The sequence below is a fragment of the Xanthomonas sp. NCPPB 3174 genome, assembly GCF_056725205.1.
Map to the genome: position 1 here is coordinate 4,872,480 of NZ_CM161517.1, position 20,682 is coordinate 4,893,161.

14 protein-coding genes are annotated in these 20,682 nt (G+C 60.8%); 9 read left to right on the forward strand and 5 right to left on the reverse strand.

Going from position 1 to position 20,682, the window contains the following annotated elements; all coding sequences use genetic code 11:
• Nucleotides 1–78 precede the first annotated feature (78 nt).
• Complete coding sequence (locus AC1PK7_RS20940) at nucleotides 79–1,719, reverse strand: ShlB/FhaC/HecB family hemolysin secretion/activation protein (RefSeq protein ID WP_481100953.1); 1,641 nt, start codon at nucleotides 1,717–1,719, stop codon at nucleotides 79–81.
• Between the two features lie 344 nt (nucleotides 1,720–2,063).
• Here AC1PK7_RS20940 and AC1PK7_RS20945 point away from each other — a divergent pair, with 344 nt between their 5' ends.
• From AC1PK7_RS20945 to AC1PK7_RS20985, 9 genes are all read left to right on the forward strand, one after another.
• A complete protein-coding gene (locus tag AC1PK7_RS20945; protein WP_481099390.1) occupies nucleotides 2,064–2,687 on the forward strand; it encodes a hypothetical protein in 624 nt (207 codons plus the stop codon).
• Between the two features lie 95 nt (nucleotides 2,688–2,782).
• A complete protein-coding gene (locus tag AC1PK7_RS20950) occupies nucleotides 2,783–3,700 on the forward strand; it encodes a 5'-nucleotidase, lipoprotein e(P4) family (protein WP_481099391.1) in 918 nt (305 codons plus the stop codon).
• The gene (gene pyrF, locus AC1PK7_RS20955) at nucleotides 3,697–4,431 is read left to right on the forward strand and encodes an orotidine-5'-phosphate decarboxylase (protein WP_481099392.1); all 735 of its coding nucleotides are present in this window, start codon (nucleotides 3,697–3,699) and stop codon (nucleotides 4,429–4,431) included. Before AC1PK7_RS20950 ends, pyrF begins: the two co-directional genes overlap by 4 nt.
• A gap of 518 nt (nucleotides 4,432–4,949) precedes the next feature.
• The gene (locus AC1PK7_RS20960) at nucleotides 4,950–5,489 is read left to right on the forward strand and encodes a hypothetical protein (RefSeq protein ID WP_371180977.1); all 540 of its coding nucleotides are present in this window, start codon (nucleotides 4,950–4,952) and stop codon (nucleotides 5,487–5,489) included.
• Between the two features lie 497 nt (nucleotides 5,490–5,986).
• Nucleotides 5,987–6,535 (forward strand): hypothetical protein, encoded by a 549-nt coding sequence (locus AC1PK7_RS20965; protein WP_371180978.1) that lies wholly within the window; start codon nucleotides 5,987–5,989, stop codon nucleotides 6,533–6,535.
• A 40-nt stretch (nucleotides 6,536–6,575) separates the two neighbouring features.
• Nucleotides 6,576–8,759 carry a glycosyltransferase family 2 protein gene (locus AC1PK7_RS20970; RefSeq protein ID WP_481099393.1) on the forward strand — a complete coding sequence of 728 codons (2,184 nt, stop codon included), beginning with the start codon at nucleotides 6,576–6,578 and terminating at the stop codon, nucleotides 8,757–8,759.
• A gap of 40 nt (nucleotides 8,760–8,799) precedes the next feature.
• On the forward strand, nucleotides 8,800–9,330 hold the full coding sequence (locus AC1PK7_RS20975; protein WP_481099394.1) for a rhodanese-like domain-containing protein: 531 nt from the start codon (nucleotides 8,800–8,802) through the stop codon (nucleotides 9,328–9,330).
• Nucleotides 9,323–9,856: a signal peptidase I gene (lepB, locus tag AC1PK7_RS20980; RefSeq protein ID WP_371180981.1), complete on the forward strand. Its 534-nt coding sequence runs from the start codon at nucleotides 9,323–9,325 to the stop codon at nucleotides 9,854–9,856. Before AC1PK7_RS20975 ends, lepB begins: the two co-directional genes overlap by 8 nt.
• 148 nt (nucleotides 9,857–10,004) lie before the next feature.
• Nucleotides 10,005–11,213, forward strand: a complete 1,209-nt coding sequence (locus AC1PK7_RS20985; protein ID WP_481099395.1) for a hypothetical protein — start codon at nucleotides 10,005–10,007, stop codon at nucleotides 11,211–11,213.
• Nucleotides 11,214–11,440: 227 nt separating this feature from the next.
• Here AC1PK7_RS20985 and AC1PK7_RS20990 read toward each other — a convergent pair whose 3' ends face one another.
• From AC1PK7_RS20990 to AC1PK7_RS21005, 4 genes are all read right to left on the reverse strand, one after another.
• Entirely contained in the window at nucleotides 11,441–12,952 is a 1,512-nt protein-coding gene (locus AC1PK7_RS20990; RefSeq protein WP_481099396.1) for a tryptophan halogenase family protein, read from the reverse strand.
• Between the two features lie 118 nt (nucleotides 12,953–13,070).
• Nucleotides 13,071–16,124, reverse strand: coding sequence for a TonB-dependent receptor (locus tag AC1PK7_RS20995; protein ID WP_371181042.1), 3,054 nt, complete (start codon nucleotides 16,122–16,124; stop codon nucleotides 13,071–13,073).
• A 90-nt stretch (nucleotides 16,125–16,214) separates the two neighbouring features.
• Nucleotides 16,215–17,258 (reverse strand): LacI family DNA-binding transcriptional regulator, encoded by a 1,044-nt coding sequence (locus AC1PK7_RS21000; RefSeq protein WP_481100954.1) that lies wholly within the window; start codon nucleotides 17,256–17,258, stop codon nucleotides 16,215–16,217.
• A 14-nt stretch (nucleotides 17,259–17,272) separates the two neighbouring features.
• Entirely contained in the window at nucleotides 17,273–20,338 is a 3,066-nt protein-coding gene (locus AC1PK7_RS21005) for a galactose-binding domain-containing protein (RefSeq protein ID WP_481099397.1), read from the reverse strand.
• Nucleotides 20,339–20,682 lie beyond the last annotated feature (344 nt).

A 20,682-nucleotide genomic window follows, 5' to 3' on the forward strand; every position in this document is an offset into this window, starting at 1 on the left:
TGCATCGTCGTCTCTCTCGTGCCGCGCACCGCGGCAAAACCATCGCGTTGCCTGCCGCCGGCCGGCGGCAGGGACGTGTCAGAACTGGTAGATCAGGCGCACGCCGTAGGCCGGCTGCGCGCTGTGGAAGTCGCGCGGCGCGTGCAGGTCCCAGCCGGCGAAGCCATCCCAACTGAGCCCGCCATGCGCACCGCGCACGCCGACGAAGCCGCCGACCAGGCTGCGCCCGGCCAGGCCGGCGGCGCTGGGCCCGGCGATGCGGCCGGCATCCACGCCCAGGTACGGGGTGATGCCCAGGCGCTGCACCGGCAGGTTGAGGCTGTTGCGCCAGTACGCGCCGCGCTCGGCGCCGAGGGTGCGTTCGCCGTCGAAGCCGCGCACGCTGTAGCGCCCGCCCAGGGTGATGAATTCCGAACCCAGCAGCAGCTGCGAGGACGTCTGCGCATGCAGGCTGCTGTCCCAGCTCATCGCCACCGGGCCCAGCGCGAATGGCAGGCCGGCGCTGACATCCAGGGTGGTGACGCCGTAGCGGTAGCCGGGGAAGCCCACCGCCGGGTCGTAGCCGGTCCACTGCCCGTCGAACCACGGCGTGCCGCGGCGGTGGCCCAGGCGCGTGTCCACTTGCAGCTTGCCCAGGTAATGGCGATGGCTGAGATAGAGCTCGGCGCTGGTGGTGTGGCGGCGCTGGATGCCGATCTCCACGCCGTCCAGGTAGCTGCGTGCCGCCCGCTTGGCCACCACCATGCCCAGCGTGGTCTTGCTGGTGCCGGTGCGGTGGATCACCCGCTGCAGATCCAGTTGCGCGCTGTCGGAGCTGCCGCTGGACTGGAAGCTCTGGCGGAACCCGTCCACCTGCTGGTGATAGCGGTAGGACGACAGCGACAGCGAGAACGTCCACCAGCCCCACGGCACGCTGTAGGACAGGCTGTTGCCGCGGGTGCCGCGGGCGGCGCCGTCGTCCACCAGATCGTGGTTGTAGCCGATCGAGAGCAGATCGTTGATGCCCAGCGGCGCATCCAGGGCGAAATCGACGCCGCCCTGGTAGCGGCCGGTCGCCTGCACGCCGGAGTCGTCGGCGTTGAGCACCGCGCGCCAGCGCTTGCTGCGCTGCACGGTGATCAGCAGGTCCGACTCGCCCGGCTGCTCGCCCGGGGCGATGTCGATCTTGGCGTCCTGCGACGGCACCCGCTTGAACTGCTCCACGCCCTGCTCGATCGCACGCAGGTCCAGCACGTCGCCCGGCCGCAGCGGCAGCGCACCGCGCCAGAACACACGGCCGTCCGCCGACTGCACGCGCACCTGGCGCAGGCGCCCGGGCAGCAGTTCGAAGCGCAGCTCACCGCGGGACAGGTCCTGCGCCGGCACACCGAGGCGGGTGGTGACGAAGCCACGCGCGACCAGTTGGTCCAGCGCGCGGCGGCGGATCAGGTCGATGCCGGCCGTGCCGATGCAGCGGCCTTCGTAGCGACGCAGCGACTGCCACAGCCAGGAAAAACGCGCCGCGTCCGGGCCACCGCCGTTGAGGCGGACGCGCTGGATCGGGAAGCACAGGGCTTCGGTCGGCAGGCTGGTGCTGCGCATGTCCGCCGGCGCTTCGGCCTCGCGCGGGCCCACGAACGGCGCCTGCCGATCCTGCTCTTGCTGCCGCTGCACCTGCTCGGCCTGGCGCAGCTGTTCCTGGCGGTCGAGCGTGCTCGGCGGTTCCTGCGCCTGCGCCATGGGCACGCCGGCAAGCAGGCACGCAGCCAGCACAATGCGAGAAACTCCTTTTCTCCAGCGATCCACTGCAACGTCCCCTGTGACGCTTCCGGCGTTTGCCTGCAGGTGCAGGCGCGATCGCGCTGCAGCGCACCAGGCGCCGCGTCGCGCGGTTTTCCGTACTGCGAAGTGTGGTGCAAACCACAGCGCAGCGGCATCCGGAGGCTCCCGACATGCTGTCGGGAAATTCCCTGCAAAACAGGCACTTACGTGAATCACGTCACTTTCACAAAGGATGTATGTCACAACTGGTGCGCGAGCCGCGGTGGCTGCCACACTCATGGCTCACACCGCGAAGGCCCCGCATGCTGCCGCTCACCCTCCTGCTGGCCCTGGCCGCGCCCGCTGCGCCCAGCGCCGTGCCAATCCACACCGCCGCGCCCCCGACGCCGACGGACTGCGGCGCGGCATCGGCCACGCTGGCCGAGACCGAGGTCTGCGATCCACGCCGCGGCGTCCTGCATCTGGCCTATCGCGCCGGCCGCGTCGTGCTGCAGGTGCCGGGGCGCGCACCGACCGTGCTGGAAACCATCCCGCGCGCCTACGCACCGGAACTGATCGGCACCGTGCGCGCCATCCGCCTGCTGCCGACCCGGCTGCAGCCGTATCTGGCGCGCGACCGCCTGCTGTACCTGTCGGTGCGCCGTTCCTCGCCCGGGGACGGACATGGCTATTGCGGCGCCGGTGCGGAGATGGCGCTGACCGTGGTCGATCTGCACGGGGCGCCGTCGATCCTGGCCCGGGTGCCGGTGTCCAGTTGCCTGGACAACATCGATCTGGACGCGCCCGACCTCGACGACCTGACGCCCTACGCCGTGCGTGATGGCCGCCTGCGCATCCGCTTCAGCACCTATGCCGGCCACGACAGCGCTAACCCTGTCGAGGCGGTGCTCGCCCCGGATCTGCGTGCGCTGACGTTCGCGCCCTGAGCGCGGCGGCCTGCCTGCGCCGCTGCGCGCTGCGCCGCGCCGGTCATCGCAACCGGCTAAAATCCGTGGTTCATTTGCCCAGGTTCCCACGCCCGATGACGCCGATCGCCCGCACCGCACTGGCCTGCGCCGTGCTCGCCCTGTCTGCCTGCAAGCCGCAGGCGCAGGTCGCCGACCCCGCCGCCAAGCCGGCGGCTACCGCCACTGCCGCGTCGACCGCGTCCGCTGCCGCCCCGGGCGCGGCCGACGACAACCTCAATGCGGTGCTGTGGATGCAGCGCTCGGCCGAGTACCAGGCCCTGACCGAGCAGACCTATCGCGCCGCCGCCGACCGCCTGGATGCGGCGCTGAAGGAGCCGAACTGGGATGCGCTGGTGCCGGAGGAACGCGGCAACGCCGCCACCGGGCTGAAGCCGGCGGTGGTGATGGACGTGGACGAAACCGTGCTGGACAACTCGCCGTACCAGGCGCGGCTGATCCGCAACGGCAAGGAATACGACGAGGTCACCTGGGACCAGTGGGTCGCCGAGAAGAAGGCCAAGCCGATTCCCGGCGTGGTCGATTTCGCCAAGGCCGCCACCGCCAAGGGCATCACCGTGCTGTACGTGACCAACCGCGCCGTGCACCTGACCGACGCGACCCTGGCCAACCTGCGCAGCGCCGGCCTGCCGGTCGCCGACAACAGCGTGCTGCTGGGCCTGGGCACGGTGGTCAAGGATTGCGAGCAGAACGGCTCGGAGAAGAACTGCCGGCGCAAGCTGGTCGGCCAGCAGTACCGCGTGCTGATGCAGTTCGGCGACCAACTCGGCGACTTTGCGCAGGTGGTGGCCAACACCCCGGAAGGCCGCGCGCAGTTGCTGCAGCAGTACCACGACTGGTTCGGCGAGCGCTGGTGGATGCTGCCCAACCCCAGCTACGGCTCCTGGGAACCGGCGCTGTTCAACAACGACTTCACCCAGTCGCGCGCCGCCCGCCACCAGGCCAAGGTGCAGGCGCTGGAGCTGGCGCAGTGAGCCGCGCGCCGCTGGCGCTGGCGCCGCACGAGCGCCTGATCTTCGCCCTCGACGTGCCCGGGCGCAGCGAGGCGCTGGAGTGGATCGAGCGGCTCGGCGATGCGGTGGCGTTCTACAAGATCGGCATGGAACTGCTGGCTTCCGGCGAGTACTTCGACGTGCTGGACACGCTGGCCGGGCGCGGCAAGCGCGTGTTCGTGGACCTGAAGTTCTTCGACATCCCGGCCACGGTGGGCGGGGTGATCCGGCGGCTGTCGCAGTGGCCGGTGGACTACTGCACCATCCACGGCTGGCACCCGGCGATGATGCAGGCCGCGGCCGAGGCCAACGGCAGCGACATGCGCCTGCTGGCGGTGACCGTGCTGACCTCGATGGGCCGCGCCGACCTGGCGTCGATGGGCATCGACCGCGCGCCGGAAGACGTGGTGGTGGAGCGCGCGCTGGCCGCGCAGGCGGCCGGCATCGACGGCGTGATCGCCTCCGGCCAGGAAGCGGCGCCGATCCGCCGCGCCACCGGCGCCGGCTTCTCCATCGTCTGCCCGGGCATCCGTCCGGGCGGCCCGGTCGGCGACGACCAGCAGCGCACCGTGGGCGTGGCCCAGGCCTTCGCCGACGGCGCCGATGCGATCGTGGTCGGCCGGCCGATCCGCCGGGCCGCCGATCCGCGTGCGGCGGCCGAGGCGATCCAGCAGGAGATCGCGGCGACACTGGCTGGCCACCCCGGTCATTGATTTTAAATCAATTACTTAGAAGATAAATTCTAAAGTGTTGCTTTAACTTCGGCGTGCCGGTAGCATGCCCAGCGTCCGGCTCTGCCGGAGATGTGCCATACCGTTCTCCGGCTTCGGTCGGATTTGAAGAGGCCCGCGCCTGGTGCGCGTGGCCTCTTTTTTTTCGCGTATTAGAGCTTCAAGAACTGTTGTCTTTGTAGACTCATACCAACTGCACACCGCCCACCTGGATCACAAAAACCGTCTGCACCTAAAGGCTTGCCATTAGCTGGACCTCAACGTCGGCACATTCGGCGGAAGCCCAGTTGAACCGCCATGTACGGCTATCTTTAGCGCACATCCTCAGAACCGCTCTGGATTCGCTCGACACACACTCACTTGGATTGCGTTAAGCCGGTTGCCGTACCGCGGGCACAACCATGCAAAAAAAATAGATAGAAATCACAGTAAAAATGGAGTGGCAGCTTGAGTTCATGCTAAGTTCCAAGAACTAGTCTGTCTTACGATAAGGAAATCGCATGACTAAGCGCTGCTACTGTCGCCCATCTATTAGCGTTCAGGTAGATCCTAAAGTGCATTGGACACTTAGTCATGGATTTCGGATTTCGTTTTATAGCGCTGCAATATTTTTCTGTTTTTTTATAAATCCTTTGTTTGCAGCCGAAGTCAATTCGGCCAGCTCAGATTCGTCGATCACCTCTTATAGAATCGCAGACATCAAGGCCAATACTAATGGCTATATGCCATGGATTGTGGCTATAAATTTCCTCGCGAAACCCATCACCATTTCCAGCATTGTCCAGCTTTCAGATAAAACTCCTGAACGCTTTGTTTGCATATCTGACCTCTATCTAGATCGATCAACCGGGCTAGTAGAAGGCTATGAGTCTGTAGAGGCACCTAGTATTGAGGTCTCGCGGATGGTTAGAGACATGACTTCACAATGGAAGCTAATTCCCGAGGAGGTGAACGAAAATAAATTCATAAAAATTACGGTTGCAGTGTATTTCAAAAAGCTACCCACTAAAGGAAAATTTTTGGTGACAGTAGCTCACTGACATCTAAGCAATTATTACCACCAATGTAGGAGGCAGCATGAAAAGTAACGGAAAAAAGATCCTGTTAGGAGCGCTTTCCGCAGTTGGCATGTCTTCACTAGCCATATTCATGGGCTATGTTTCCGAATCTAACGCAGAAGCGTCGTGCGCCAGATGTGAAACAGGATCAAAAATTGGCACGGCGCCGTCTTGCATACGCAATAACTCCCCAGGATATGGGCCGCAATATTGCAAGTACACCGTAGGTTCGGGATCTCCCCCGATGATCTACTGCGATGTGGGAGGATTTACCGGTTGCGAGTGCTGACAAACATCGAGAAGTGCCTATTCGCTAGGCACTTCTCGTTGACCACCTCAGGTGATTTATGCGGAAAAAAAAAGTTGCAAGCGTCAGCTTACTTGCCATCTTAGCCGTGACATTTTTTTTATACCTTTATAGAGGATCAATAAACTTTATATATACACCATGGTCTCTCGGCTCTAGCAAGCCGCATCCTATGAACGATGAGGCAAGGCCAAGCCAACGTTCAACGAATAACAAGTCCTCTAGTGTTACCACCACAGATGCAACTCACGGATTGGACAGCTCTATGTCGCGTCAAGATGATAAAACGGATCCTGGCTTAGCGGGTACGCTACCGTCATCAATCAGCGAAAAAAATATGAAACGGGTAGTCGCAATGCGAAACGACCTGATCGGTTCTAGCGATTTTTATAAAGACATTTATGACCTATATTCTGCTGAGGGCAAAGATGAAAAATGGTCACCAAGTATGGAAGCAAATATTGATACCCATCTGCGTTCCAAAGGGCGCGGCTATGATGGCTTGGAGGTTTCTGAGCCTAGTTGCAGCAAAACAATTTGTTACATAAGCACGGTCGTCAAGCCAAACACTTCTCCCAAAGCCGCTAATGCAGACTGGCAAACGCTCATGACATCTGCTTATGGTGAGCAATGGTTTAGAGACAACTTCGCAGATGCTCATATTGTTCAAGGTGGCGACAATAATGGGACAATTTATATCTCATTCTTTCAAAGAAAGTAGCCAATAGCACTGAGCATTTGGGAGCTTTTGGACTCATCAAATGTTAACCCTTGACGCCAGACTTCAGGCAGAAACTCTCATTAGGCTGATAAAACAGCCCGTGGTGACTGCTTTTTTGAGTAAAAACTTCGGCGGAAACAGCGACTACCATTTAAAAATAGTCGAGCAGCTAGCGCAACTCGCCATATCGACAAAATTAAACGCGCGCAATTTTCTATATGCACCGGACCCGGCGGCGCTCTATGCCCGGAGCTATGACTATGGCTGGAATCTATCCACCGAAGGCTCTTTGATTGACTTGAAGCGACTGTTACAGGCGGGCGGCCAATCGGTTAAACGGTCGATAGATCTGGATCTGGTGCGCCTCGGCTTACTTTGTGGATGTGTAAAAAGAATTAATAAAAGCCTGTCTTACGCGGTTGTAAGAGATGCCATCGGCGTACCGGATGAGGAACCCACTTTCACTTGCCGCCCTTGCTTTTGGTGCCTAGACATTATTGGGGATGAGATTGCGGAAGCACTCTATGAGAGCGAAGAAATTTTGTTGAACAGTTTAACTTATAGACGTTTATGCCCTTCATCGAAGGATGTAGCTCGCCGAGAGGGCGATACCCATAGAATAAAAAAATTTGGCGGCGCTCGGCAAGCGCGCTTATTCCAAGTGGGAAAAATAACGCTCGCAGCCGCTTTAGCTTTCTCGATCGCGGAATCGTGGTCAATGTTCTTTTTGCTGCTGATCCCATGTTTAGATGCTTTCCAACAAGTAATATATGCATTTTTCTGCACGTCGCAGCCCACCACGCTTAAATCCTTTGACCAAGAGGAGTTGAATGGCGCTGATGTAACCATTGTTATACCGCTACTTCTACACGGAGATAGCGACGTAATCGCAATTGTTTCAAACATATCCCGCGCTGCATCTTCTTCTCGGTCAGTAAAAAGAGTTATCTTGTTAACAGATTTTCCAGATCGCCTAACAGCTGAAGAAGGGCATTCTGAAAATCAAAAACTAATCAATTTGGCGACGGAAGCAGAAATCGGCTTTTCGGGACAACGCTTCACTTGGGAAATATTGCACCGTTGTAATGTAATCAGGAAAGACGGTACCTTCTGGGGTTGGGAGAGAAAGAGGGGCAAAATACTCGAGTTATGCTACGCTATTTCTTCCGGAAAGCGCTCTTTTTCCACGAGAATAGGACACCAACATGATCTGACAAAAATAGATATAGTTTTTATCATGGATGAAGATACAGTCATCATCGACGACTGCGTGGATTGGCTTTACCTGTCGATAAGGTACATGGAGGGCAATTCGCACCTTGACCATCATCCCCCCGGAATTATAGTCCCCGCTATAACTTCAGGTATTAAAGCGGAATCCGACCCTCTAATATCAGCAATACGCCACATCAGCAAATCGGGGTTTTATTCAACCCTGTTCAGCCAAGGTGTTTTTAGTGGGAAGGGCATGATGTCGGCTAGGGCGTATCTAGATAATGCTAGCAAATTACCGGAGGGCTGCATCTTAAGCCACGACACATTAGAGACTTATATAATGGGTGCAGCCATTCAACCGATGGCAGTAATAAAGGAATCCCCGCCCTCTACATATTTATCGCATGCTGCACGTCTGCATCGCTGGATGAGGGGGGACATCCAAAATTTCATATTCGGCTGGAGCTATGCCAATCAAGCATTTTCTGTAACTCATCGGTGGGATTTAATAATAACTAGGCTTTCGCAAATTTTCTACCCTATATTTTTTGTTGGCTTATTGATCCAAGGACACGTCTTAGCCCTTAGCTGCTTGATTTCCGCTCCATGGGTCGCCTTTCTGCTAACGTGGATATATCGCAATGTATCGCCTTCCTTCTATTTCTTATACACCCTCATAGTTACCGTTTGCGAAATTTTCAGGGCGGAAATAGTCCGCATTATTCTGAGCTGCCATAATTCTTTTTTGTTGGTAGACGCTGCCGTCACCTCTGTATTTAGAGCGCTCAGAAAAAGTAACCGTCTTCTTGAATGGACTCCGACAAGCCGGATTGGCGGCAATATCCACGTTAATCGAAGCTTGCTTGTTTCAGCATTTTCTGGAGTAGGGATTATGCTATTTACTGCAATGAAGAACTTTTCGTTTGAATACGCCTTTACGTTTCTTTTAGCCGCGGTCTGGACAGCATTTCCTTTAACCCAAGCCCGCCATTTCAATCCTGGCAAATAATTGAAGTTTGACTTGGACACTTTCATAAAGGTGATCAATCATGCGTAGACCTCAGTTGGTCTTGATGACGCTGAGCTTAATTTCTCTACTTGGGTTTTTGTCATCTTTGACAATTTATGCCAATGATACAAAGGTCAAAAGCCTAATAGATCAGCGCAGATGGCAAGATCGGAGTGTCCTTAACATTACACTCAACGCAGCAGAATTTATTGAATTGCGACGCAGAGGAAATGTGATCTTAGTCGATACTAGGCGTCGCGAAGATTTCTCCCGCGGCCATCTACTGGGTGCCATGAACATTCCTATCTATGAGCTTGCAATGCGTTTTAGGTCAGAAACAGATAGAAATAAGACCATTGTTCTTTATTGTGGAAGTTCACAATCTTGTGAACAAGGAGCAGTGATTGCCGGCAAGCCTACTTTTTGCGGACTGGCTTTGAGAGAAATAAATCAAATGGCGCCAAATCAGCGCGTCAGAATTCTAACAGGGCTAATTCCTGACTTCCCTCAGGCGGGCTTGGCGATAGAGTCGTCAGATTATTCGTTTCGGGTCGCCTACTTAAATGAATAAAATAAAAACATTTACCGTGTTAGCCGGACTATTTCTTGCTGCTAGCGGTGCATACTTCGCCGCGTGGCTTCACGGCAATTATATATTCTTGAAAGTCAAAGAAAATTCTATGCGCCCTGGCCTGTGTCCAGGAGATATTCTTTTCGTCGAGGTAATTAAAAATCCCGAAGAAGAAGACTACAAACGGCATGTCGGCGACAAGCTAATATTCGCTACAAAGGAAAACAAGGCGGCGATTAAGCGTCTTTATGCCGCTCCATCGCAGCGGGTCACTTACACTTTGAATCGAATCGAAGCGGAATCTTACGACTCACTTAGAGTCTCTACCTGTATGTCAGGCACAAATACAAGAAGTGATCCGGATTCTCTAGTGGTAGGAAGAAATGAGCTCTTCTTAGTGGGAGACAATCTCTCTATATCTACGGACTCGCGAGCGTTTGGCCCCGTACCTACTTCCACCGTAATCGGCAAGGTCGAAGCAACCGTGTCATTGCACCTCCATTCTTGTAGCTGCGCAAATGAATAGCGGTGACGCAATCAATGTGTGTATCCCCACACGAAACAGGCCGGTTCTGCTAAAGCGCGCTGTTGATAGTTTAATTAGCGATATCTCATGCTTTTCGGGGGATGTCCGAATCTTAGTAGTTGATCAATCCGATGCTGGTAATGCTTTCTTGAACACTGAGATTCTTCGTTCTCGCTCGGATAATTGCTCAAAAATATTCTATCTTGGCTGTAAAGAGCGCGAAAGCATAATTCGCACTTTTTCTTGGGAAAGAAAAATCTTTCTAGACACACTGTTGTCGGAAAAAAACGACTGCTATGGATTCAGCCGAAATTGGATTAGTCTTTTTTTTGCCGGACAGAAATACTGTAGTTATGACGATGACGTACTTATAAGATCGGCAAAAGCAATTTTGCCCTCAGGAGGCGAGCGCCCAATTAAGGGCTTTACGCCTTGGGGCCTTCTTGCCTATTCCAGCGAGAGTAATCTTATGGATAATATCTCGCTTCCAGGCAATAGCGCGACCTTAGCGCTTCACAGCTCTTTAGACGGCTCTGACGATATTGAAAAGCCCATCGCCTTTTCTTCATGCGGCGTCGCAGGGCATTCAGGCTTGAGCACTCATGTCTTGTGCAGCAAGATTGGGTGCTTGGAGTCACGCAGAAGAATATTCGCGTCTGACCGCTCTTTTCGCCGCACGATTGAAAGTTCATGGGTAGTTAGGCAAGCGCCTGTAAATACGCACACAAGCATGAACGGTTTTATTGCCACGGCCTATTGCGCATTAAACAGCAGCTCAATGATCCCATTTATACCCTATGGGCGTGGTGAAGACCGTATTTACTCTTCTTTGCTCCAGCACCTTGGGCTCAGTGAGAAGCGGCTTGAACTAGCGCAAAGCGTTTTCCATCTGCCGACACATGGACGAGTTCCAAGCAAGTCGATTGACGTCACTTCTACAGCCTCGTTGATTCTTAGCTTTTTACTGACAATTAATGTAGCCGGCGCTGATCTTGGAGCTTTTTTTAAAGAAGCTCAATCTAGACTTGTTTCGCCCGATTGGAAGGCGGATTTTTTGTCATGCTTTTCAAAATATTGCATGCATCAAGTTGAACAACTAATGCTTATAAGCTTGCTGGATGATCTTTGTGGGGCAGCATTCAGAGCCGTAGCGCGTGCCATAGAAGAATTCAAAGCTACAGCGACCATGTGCTTCCGTGCTGATATTCCCTGGTCTCTGGAAAATCGAGTTATCTATTGCAGGGATATTCTGCTCGATTGGCTCTCAGGAGTCGCCTCTTGGGACGCCATGTGGGATCAAGCGCTCTTAAATAGAAGCTATTTTCTTGATCTTTGCCAAATACGGCCACGCCATTAAATATTCTAGAATCTTTAAGGTGCACTTAAGCCGACTAATTTTTTGAAAACTACTCCGTTCCGGGTCGGCTAGACTCCCCATCGGTAAAATTTGGTCGCTTGCCGCTGCGTTTGCCACGCATCCACTCCGCAGCAAGAAGAGCGGCAGTTATGCAGCTATATAGGCGCTTGTATTAGCTATCTACTCTCCGGCAAAACTTGCTTAACTGTATTGTTACTGGCAATTTTTTAAGTAGCCCTGCAGTAGCGGTCGATGAACGCCCGGTGCGGCGGCATCGCGTCGGCGCAATGGCCGATGGTCTGCTCGACGCTGGCCATGAAGCGCTCCAGGTCGGCCTGCGGCACCTGGTCCACCAGTGGGTGGTAGGCGCGCGGCAGGATGCCCTGCCCGACCATCACCTGCACCCAGCTGATCTCGGCGAACATCTCGTCGCCATTGCGGTAGAAGCGGCCGCTGTCGCGGAACAGCTCCAGCGTCTCCTGCAGTTCCGGGGTGATCGGCATGCTGCGGCAGTGCCGCCAGAACGCGCTGTCGTCGCGCTCGGTGGCGTGGTAGTGCAGCAGCAGGAAATCGCGGATGCGGTCGAACTCGAAGGCGATGCGTTCGTTGTAGCGCCGCACCAGCACCGGGCTGATGCCCTCGCGCGGGAACAGCTCCAGCAGCTTGGAGATGCCGGACTGGACCAGGTGGATGCTGGTCGACTCCAGCGGCTCCATGAAGCCGCTGGCCAGGCCCAGCGCGATCACGTTGCGGTTCCACACCTGCTTGCGGCGGCCGGTGACGAAGCGCAGCGGGCGCGGATCGGCCAGGGCCTTGCCGTCGAGGTTGGCCAGCAGCGTGGCGGCGGCCTCGTCGTCGCTGATATGCGCACTGCAGTACACGTAGCCGTTGCCGGTGCGGTGCTGCAGCGGAATGCGCCACTGCCAGCCGGCCGCGCGTGCGGTGGCGCGGGTGTACGGCGTGGGCGGACCGACCTTGGCGCAGGGCACCGCCAGCGCACGGTCGCACGGCAGCCAGTGGCTGAAATCGTGGTAGCCGGTATGCAGCGCCTGCTCGATCAGCAGGCCGCGGAAGCCGGAGCAATCGATGAACAGGTCGCCGGCGATCGCCTCGCCCGAGACCAGGCGCACCGCGCGCACGTCGCCCGATTCCGGATGCAGCTGCACCTCCTCGACGATGCCTTCGCGCCGGGTCACCCCGCGCTGCTCGGCGTAGCGGCGCAGGAAGCCCGCGTACAACGCCGCATCGAAGTGGTAGGCGTAGGCGATGTTGGCCAACGGCGAATTCGGCGGCACGTCGGTGGCCGAGGTCATGAAGCGGTCGCGCTTGGCGGCGACGGTGTTGAGCGTATAGGCGCCCAGCGGCTTCGCCTTGCCGGCCAGCGCCTGCTTGAACCAGTACTGCTGGAACGGCAGCAGCCCGAGCGGATGCCCGATCTCGGTGCCGAAGCCGTGCACGTAGGACGTGCCGGGACGCTGCCAGTCGGCGAACTCGATGCCGAGCTTGAAGCTGCCCTGGGTATGGCGCACGAACTCGGCCTCGTTGATGCCGAGCAGGTTGTTGAAGGCCTTGATGTGCGGCACGGTGGCCTCGCCGACGCCGACGATGCCGATCTGCTCGGACTCGATCAAGGTGATGCGGTAGTCGGGGCCCAGCACACGCGCCAGCGCGGCAGCGGCCATCCAGCCGGCGGTGCCGCCGCCGACGATGACCAGGTTGCGGAGAGGGGCGGCGATCATGCGTGCGTGGTCCTGTACCGAAGAAAGGGGCGACCGCAAACGCGGACGGGGCCACGCGGCCCCGTCCGTTGAAACCCCACGCGCGCCGGTCGGGCACGTGCGTGGGTGATGCCGTGGATCAGAACTTGGCGCCGATCTCGAAGGTCACGGTGCGCGGCACGTAGTTGATGTCGCCGGTGGTGTTCAAGCCGACGTAGCTCGTATCCAGTCGTCCGCCAGTACCAAAGTAATTGCCGGTGCCGTCGGGACCGCCGTAGATGTAGCTCGAGTAGTTTTTGAAGTTGAAGGCGTTGAGCAGGTTCACGCGCGCCGTCAACTTGAAGTCGTTGTACACGGTGAAGTCCTTGGTCGCCTGGAAGTCCACCGTGCGGTAGCCCCAGATCTTGCCGCCGACCAGAAACTTGCCGCTGCCTGGCGGAACGAAGCCGATTTGCTGGCACGTTGCCCCATCTGCATCGACCTTGCCGTAGCAGGCAATTGTATTAACCGGCTCGGGCGTGGCCAGCACAAGCTTCGCACCAAAGGTCAGGCCCCACGGACCGTCGATCGAACCGGAGGCAACGAAACGATGTGCAGACACTGCATCGGACTTCACGAAGGGATAGTCATGGATGGTTGCCTTGTCGAACGCATAAGGCTCGTCGATGTTGCGGTTCTGACGCGCGCTGGTGTGCGTGTAAGACAGAGTCAGGCCCCAGCCCGATTCCTTGGTGTACGGCTTGTCGGCCGACAGCAGGATCTGACTGCTGCGCTGCTCCAGGCCATTCATGCCAAGGATCGTATTCTGATAGCCAGGCACCGGCTGGCCCCATGGCGCACTGCCCAACGCATCGAAATAGGCTCCGTTCGGGTAGCGATTGATCAACGACATGGCGAAGCCGTCGTAGCTCAGCACGCGCTGGAAGGTCACGTCAGTCTGCCAGTCGCCCACTTGATTGGTGATGCCGAGGCTGTACTGATCGCTATAAGGCGTCTTCAACTTATTGTTGAACATGAACAATTCCGCGCTGCCATTGACGCCCGGAATCGTATTCAACTGATCGACGCCATTGAGATAGCGAGGATCCCAAACGGCACAGGTACGATCAGCCTTGTAGCAAGAACTCGCCGCAGAATCCTTGAAGTACACAGCAACCGGAGACAATGCCGCCTTGCTGGTTTCAAGCGCCAATTGCTCGAACAGGTTGCGGTCGTAGGACCGACCTGCGCCGCCATGCAACACCGAACGCTCGTCGCCGAAGAAGTCATAGGAGAAGCCCAGCCGCGGCGCCCAGCCATCCTTGAAGTTCTTGCGGTTATGGCCGGTGCTGATGTAATCGGCAACATTGATGCCACTGGGCAGCAGGCGATTGGCCCACGGCTGGCCAGGATTGGCCGGATCGTCGGAGTACAGGGCGTTGACGAAGGCCTGGGAGGTGACGAAGTTGGTATAGGCCGGACTGTCTTCGTAGTCCCAACGCACGCCGGCATTGATCATCAGCTTGTCGGTGGCCGCCCAGTCGTCCTGAATGTAGATCCCGTACTGCTTGGAAGGCGACTCCACCGTGGCTTTCTGGCCAGGTGTGTTGTAGGGCGCGACGAAATCCACTCGGTAGGGAATAGCAGCGATGCCATTGGCATCGATCGAGTAACTGAACTGGGGATTGAGCGCCGCCGCGTCCTGCGAGGTCAGCTTGATGTCCTTGTAGCTGACGCCCATCTTGATGGTGTGCTCGCCATGCCACTGGAAGCTGGTGAAGGTCAGGTCATTCTGCAGGAACCAGCCCTTCTGGCTCTTGCGCTGTACGTTCAAGCCGCCAGCGGAGCCGGTTTCCAGGAAGGTGTACTCACCGATATTGGGATCGTTGTAGTTGAGGTACTTGTAGACGATGCCGTTGCCGATGCTCTTCGGATTCGGATTGTTCTCCGAGTCCTCGGTACCGACGATCAACTCGTTGAACCAGTTGTCGGCGCTATGCTGCCAACGAATATTGGCGCGCTTGTCCTTGTTGATCTTGTTGGTGCCGTGGTCCGGTGCGCTGGTACCGCCGACGTTGGCGGTCTGGGTTTCGTCGCGGTACTGTCCGCTCAGTTCAATGCGGTCGCGATCGGTCGGTTCGAAATCGATCTTGCCGAAGTAAAGATCCTCGCTGAACGGCATGTTGGCTGCGCCGTACTGGCTGGAGATGTTCGACGGCAGCAGGCCGAGGTAAGGCTGTGCGTTGGCGTCGGCCTGCACGCTCTTGGGCACCACGTTCTCCTTGCCTTCGTAGGCGACGAAGAAGTGCATGCGGTCCTGGATGATCGGGCCGCCCAGAGCGAAACCATACTCCTTGGTCTGCGAATCGATCTTGCCGTTCTTTTCCTCGTCCGGGCGCTTGTCGCGCAGATCCTGATCGGTGTAGCGGTAGAAGGCCTCGCCGTGGAACTCGTTGGTGCCGGACTTGGTGGCCGCGGTGATCGCCGCACCGCTGATCTGGCCATACTCCGCCTTGTAGTTGGAGGTGATGACCTTGTACTCACCGATCGCCAGCTGCGGGAACGGATTGCCCTGGGTATCGCTCTGGCCGGCGATGCCGCCGCCCTTGACGTAGCTCTTCTGGCCGACGCCATCGATGTACAGGTTGCCGGCGCTGGCGTTGGACGCACCGCCGCGCAGCTTGGTGTTTCCGTTGCCATCGACCTGGAACACCATGCCCGGCACAGTGTCGGCGAACTCCAGGAAGTTGCGGGTGGCCTGCGGCAGCTGCTGGATCTGGTGCAGCGACACCACGTTGCCCACTTCCGAGGTCTTGACATCCTTCAGCAGCGGCGCGCTGACGGTGACGGTGTCCAGGGTGGTCGCGTTGCCGCCGGCGGCCGCCGCGGTGCCGGCAAAATCGACAGTGGACGAGGAAGCCACCTGCAGGGTCACCGTCTGAGTGACGCCGTTGGCCTCGACCTTGTAGGTGCCCGGCGGCAGACCGACCACGGTGTAGTTGCCGTTGGCGGCGACCGGCGCGCGGCGCACCGAGCCGGTGGCGATGTTGGTGACGGTGACCTCGGTGCCGGCCTGGGCGGCGGCGACCTGACCGCGCAGGGTCGCGCTGCTGGACTGGGCCATCGCCGGCATCGTGGCGAACAGGCAGGTGGCCAGCGCGCAGCACAGCAGGCTGCGTGCGGGCAGGTTGGAGGCGGAACGCGGTTTCTTCATGACAAAAGCCCTCCCAGGGCGGTCAACGGGATCATTGTTGTGTTCTTCTAGGTGCTGCAAAAAACGACATCGGTGTTGCATGCGTCGGTGTCAGTCCATGGCGGTCCCTCGCTGGGCACTGGAAGCACGAACGATGAGTTGCGGGGCGATCGCGCCAGCCGACGCTGCCGACGCCGCCGAAGCGGCGTGCGGCTCCAGTGCGGCGAGCAGCAACTGCATGGCGCGGGCACCGAAGCCGGCGATGTCCACGCGCATGGTCGTCAGGGCCGGATGCACGTAGCGTGCCATCGGCACGTCGTCGAAGCCGGCCAGGGCGATGTCCTCGGGCACGCGCAGCCCGGCATGGGTGAAGGCGAACAGGCAGCCCAGCGCCATCATGTCGTTGGCCGCGAACACCACGTCCGGCCGTTGGCTCTGCAGCAGGGCTTCGCCGGCGCGGTAGCCGGAGGCCTCGTCGAAAGCGCCGGGCAACACCAGCGGCGCCACCTGCGGGCAGCGCTCGCGCAGTTCGTCGCGGTAGCCGCGCAGGCGCTCGCGCGCGTCGAAGTTGTCGTCCGGCCCGGCGATGAAGGCGATGCGGCGATGGCCCGCTTCCAGCAGGTGGCGGGTCATGGCGCGGGCGCCGCCGTAGTTGTCGACGTTGAGCACCTGCGCCTCGCCGATGCGCTCGGCGCAGTTCATCAGCACCGCCGGCAGTGTGCCGGGCAGCATGTCGGCCGGATCCTCGGCATCGCTGGCCAGGGACGGCGACATGATCAGCAGGCCGTCGACGCGCCCGGGCATGCGCCGCACCGCCAGCCGCTGCTGCTCCGGTTCGCCGTGGTAGCTGGACACCAGCAGGTGCAGGCCGCGCTCGCGCGCCACCGTGTCGATGCCGCGGATCAGTTCGGAGAAGAACTCGCCGTGCAGGTCCGGCAGCACCACGCCGATGGTGTGGGTACGGCGGCTGCTCAGGCTGCGCGCGGCGTGGTGCGGCACGTAGTGCAGGGTGCGTGCGGCTTCCAGCACGCGCGCGCGCACTGACTCGGCCACGTGCTGGTGGCCGTTCATGGTGCGCGACACGGTCGCCACCGACACGTTGGCCAGGCGCGCCACGTCCTTGATGGTGATGTTGGCGCGCTGGTCCGGCGCCATGACGGGGGGCGGGCTCACCAGTGTGCCTCCAGGGTCCGGAACGGCTTGGACAGGGTCACGCCGCCGGCGTCGTACTGGTCGATCCGGCGGCCGTCCACGCGCACCTGGGCCGGCCGCGTGCGCGTCGGCCAGACCACGCGCACGGCGGTGCCGGGGCGCAGGCCGCTGTCGAGTTCGACCCGCAGCCGCCCGTCGCGCTGGCGCGCGCGCAGGCCGAGCGTGCCGTAGGCGGTGGGCAGGCGCTGCACGGCCAGGCCATCGTCGGCGAGCCAGGCCGGCGGCACGCCGGGCAGCAGCACCAGCGCATCGTCGTCCTCGTGCATGAGCATGCCGAACAGCGTGCGCGCGTACTCGGCGCCGATCCAGGTATGCGGCATGTCGCCCAGGTAGCGCGGGAAGCGCAGCCGCGATTGCACTACCTCGGCCAGCACCTGCCATTCGAACGGGCGGCGGTCGCGCAGCAGGTCCTGCAGCAGTTCGTCGGCCACCTGCGGCTGGTCCAGATGCACGTAGGTCAGCACGTTGCGCATCTCGTACGGGGTGTAGGCCCACAGCGCGTTGGGCTGCTTGCGCTGGCGCACGTCTTCCAGATAGCGCGCGAAGGTGGTGCGCAGCGCCGCCTCCGGCAGCAGGTCCTGCTGGCCGGTGGGATCCAGGGCGATGGAGACGCTGGTCGGATCGCCGTCGCCCAGGTCGGCCGCGGCGGGAATGTAGTCCGCGCCCTTCCACGCCATGGTGGCGCGGATCGAGGCGGCCAGCGAGGTGCGCAGCGCCGCGTACTGTTCGCGCGCCCAGGCCGCGGTGGCGGTATCGCCCAGCGATTCGGCCAGCCAGGCACCGTCGTGCCAGCCCTTCAGCGCCCAGTAGTCGTCCCAGTAGCTGTGGGTGGGGCTGGAATAGCCTTCGTGGCTGATCGACGGGGCCAGGATGCCGCGGAAGCGTTCCGGCGCCGGCTGCTCGGCCATGTAGCCCGGCACCAGGGTGCGCTCGCGCAGCTCCTGCAGGAACTGCATCGCCAGCTTCACCTTCGGCAGGTAGGCGCGCACGCTCTCCGGGCCGCCGTCCAGCCGCACCACGTCGGCGACCAGGGTGATGTACTCGCCCTGGCTGTCGTACTCCAGGTCCGAGCCGAACCCGTCGTTGACGCTGCCGTCGTCGTTGAGGATCGGCGAGACCAACCCGTTCGGGTGCACCGCGTGGTCGCTGTACCACTGCAGGTAGTCGCGTGCGACCTGGGCCTGGCCCATGCGCAACAGGATCGCCGAGGTGGCCATGCCGTCGCGGATGAAGGAACGGTTGTAGTTGCGCGGCCCCGGCTGCATCGCCGGGCCGGTCTGGTTGATCAGCATGTACGCGGCCTGCGCGCGCAGCATGTCCACCAGGCTGGCGTCGGGCAGACGCAGGCCGACATTGCCCAGGCGCTGCTGCCAATCCGCGGAGACCTGCTCGGCCAGCGCATCGAAGCTGCGGCCCGCATCGCCACGGCCAGCGGCGAGCAGCGCGTCGCGGTCCAGCGGCGGCGCCGGCGGCAGGCGGCCCTGGGCATCGGCGCTGGCGGTGCCCAGCGGGAACGCCAGCACCACGTCCTGTTGCGCACCCGGCGCCAGGCGCACCGTGTAGTTCAGCATCGCCGCGGCCAGGCCGTCGGCGTCGTGCGCCTGGCGCTGCGCCGGCAGCGTGCCGGCGGCGACATGGCGGGTGATCTCGGTGGCGCCGTTCGCGCCGAACGCCTCGGCGCCGACGCCGCTGGGCGCGCTCAACGACGTCAGCAGCGCGCGGCCGTCGACCTGCACGGTGCCGCCGTCGACGGCGATGTCGTGGATCGGCGACAGGCCGCCGTTCTGCCACGGCGGATTCATCTGCATCGGCCGCACCAGCAGCGACAGGGTGCCGCTGACCGGCGTGGTGCCGATGTTGCGCAGGCGATGGCGCAGCAGCGTCACCGGCTGGCCGCCGCGTTCGATCGCGAAGGTCTCGCTGCGCAGTTCCAGCCCCGGCTGCGGCGACCAGCGCACCGACGGCATCGGCTTCCAGCCATCGCGCAGCGCGTGGGTCAGGGCATGGCCGTCGGCCCCGGCAGCGGTGCCGGACACGTCGCGCCACAGCGGCTGCACCAGCGGCGCGCCCTTCCACGCCTCCAGGTTGCCGTATTCGTCGAAGATCGACTTCTGCCGGCCGGCATGGATGCCGACCGCGGTCCAGTAGGTCTGCTGCATGTGCAGCGAGGCCGGGAACAGCGCGCGCGTGGCGCCGCGCTGCGCGGCGACCTGGTAGCGCTTCATCGGCGTCATCACCGCCTTCGGCCCCAGCAGGCGCAGGCGCGCCAGGGTCGGCGCGACGCCACCGGGCGCGGCGTCGACGCGCAGGCGCAGCGCGCGAATCTGCAGCGGCGCGGTGCCGGCCAGGTAGGCGCTGTCGCTGTCGCCGGCCTGCGGGTCGTCGGTCAGCGTCCGCCAGCGGCCTGCGGCATCCTGCGCCTGCAATTGCGCCGCGCCATGCGCGCCGGCGAACTCGACGATCAGGCCGGCGCTGTCGAACGCGCGCGGGAAGGCGATGTCCAGTTGCCGCGCCTGCGCGCCCTTGCCCGGCATCGCCATCGCGGCACCGCCCTTCCACAGCGCCGCAGCGTCGGCCGCGGACACGCCACGCAATTGCGCAGCGTCGGCGCCCAGCGGCTGCATCTCGTAGATCGACACGCCCCAGTCGGCGCTGCGCGCGGGCGCGGCCAGGCGCAGGTAGCGGGCCAGATGCGGCGCGAAGAACACCGTCTCGGTGCCGCCCAGCGAATCGGTCATGGTGTAGACCGTGTCCCAGCGCTGGCCATCGCGCGAGGTCTGCAGCAGGAAGCCTTCCGGATTGGAGGTGTCCCACTGCAGGCGCACGCCGCCGACCTGCGCGGCGCGGCCCAGATCGATCTGGAACCAGTGGCCGGGACTGAAGGCGCCGGCAGTGCGGGTGCTGGCGTCGCCGTCGATCAGATAGCCGATCGCCTGCGCCTTGACCTGCTTGGAGGAACTGGACGCCTGCCATTGCGCACGCGGCGGCAGGCGGCCGTCCTGCGCCTGCACCGGGGCCGTCATCGCAAGTCCGCACAGGACTGCAGACAACACCCAGGCGCAGCGGCGCGCGCCACCGTGACCGAGCACTCGGATGATCTCTGACGAATATCGCACTGGGTCCCCCGGCCAGCACCGCCTCAATCGAGGTGGGCGGACGTTAGCAGCAACTGCAAGCGGTTACATGATGCGTTGCAACATGTGCAATCCCCTGGCACGTCTGGTCATACGCCGACACGCCTGTCCCGACGGTCCCAAGCCGGGTCATGAAATGTCCTGCCGCGACAAGCTCAGCCCCCTGGATGCCTGCCAGTGCTCCCCGCGCCACACCCGCGCCCGGCTTGCCGGAATCGCCCGCGCCCAGCAAG

Bases quoted from the DNA above. Each gene is read 5' to 3' on its own strand.
- AC1PK7_RS20940 (WP_481100953.1), bottom strand. From the start codon at position 1,719: ATGGCGCAGGCGCAGGAACCGCCGAGCACGCTCGACCGCCAGGAACAG.
- AC1PK7_RS20945 (WP_481099390.1), top strand. From the start codon at position 2,064: ATGCTGCCGCTCACCCTCCTGCTGGCCCTGGCCGCGCCCGCTGCGCCC.
- AC1PK7_RS20950 (WP_481099391.1), top strand. From the start codon at position 2,783: ATGACGCCGATCGCCCGCACCGCACTGGCCTGCGCCGTGCTCGCCCTG.
- AC1PK7_RS20960 (WP_371180977.1), top strand. From the start codon at position 4,950: ATGACTAAGCGCTGCTACTGTCGCCCATCTATTAGCGTTCAGGTAGAT.
- AC1PK7_RS20965 (WP_371180978.1), top strand. From the start codon at position 5,987: ATGAACGATGAGGCAAGGCCAAGCCAACGTTCAACGAATAACAAGTCC.
- AC1PK7_RS20970 (WP_481099393.1), top strand. From the start codon at position 6,576: ATGTTAACCCTTGACGCCAGACTTCAGGCAGAAACTCTCATTAGGCTG.
- AC1PK7_RS20975 (WP_481099394.1), top strand. From the start codon at position 8,800: ATGCGTAGACCTCAGTTGGTCTTGATGACGCTGAGCTTAATTTCTCTA.
- lepB (WP_371180981.1), top strand. From the start codon at position 9,323: ATGAATAAAATAAAAACATTTACCGTGTTAGCCGGACTATTTCTTGCT.
- AC1PK7_RS20990 (WP_481099396.1), bottom strand. From the start codon at position 12,952: ATGATCGCCGCCCCTCTCCGCAACCTGGTCATCGTCGGCGGCGGCACC.
- AC1PK7_RS20995 (WP_371181042.1), bottom strand. From the start codon at position 16,124: ATGAAGAAACCGCGTTCCGCCTCCAACCTGCCCGCACGCAGCCTGCTG.
- AC1PK7_RS21000 (WP_481100954.1), bottom strand. From the start codon at position 17,258: ATGGCGCCGGACCAGCGCGCCAACATCACCATCAAGGACGTGGCGCGC.
- AC1PK7_RS21005 (WP_481099397.1), bottom strand. From the start codon at position 20,338: ATGACGGCCCCGGTGCAGGCGCAGGACGGCCGCCTGCCGCCGCGTGCG.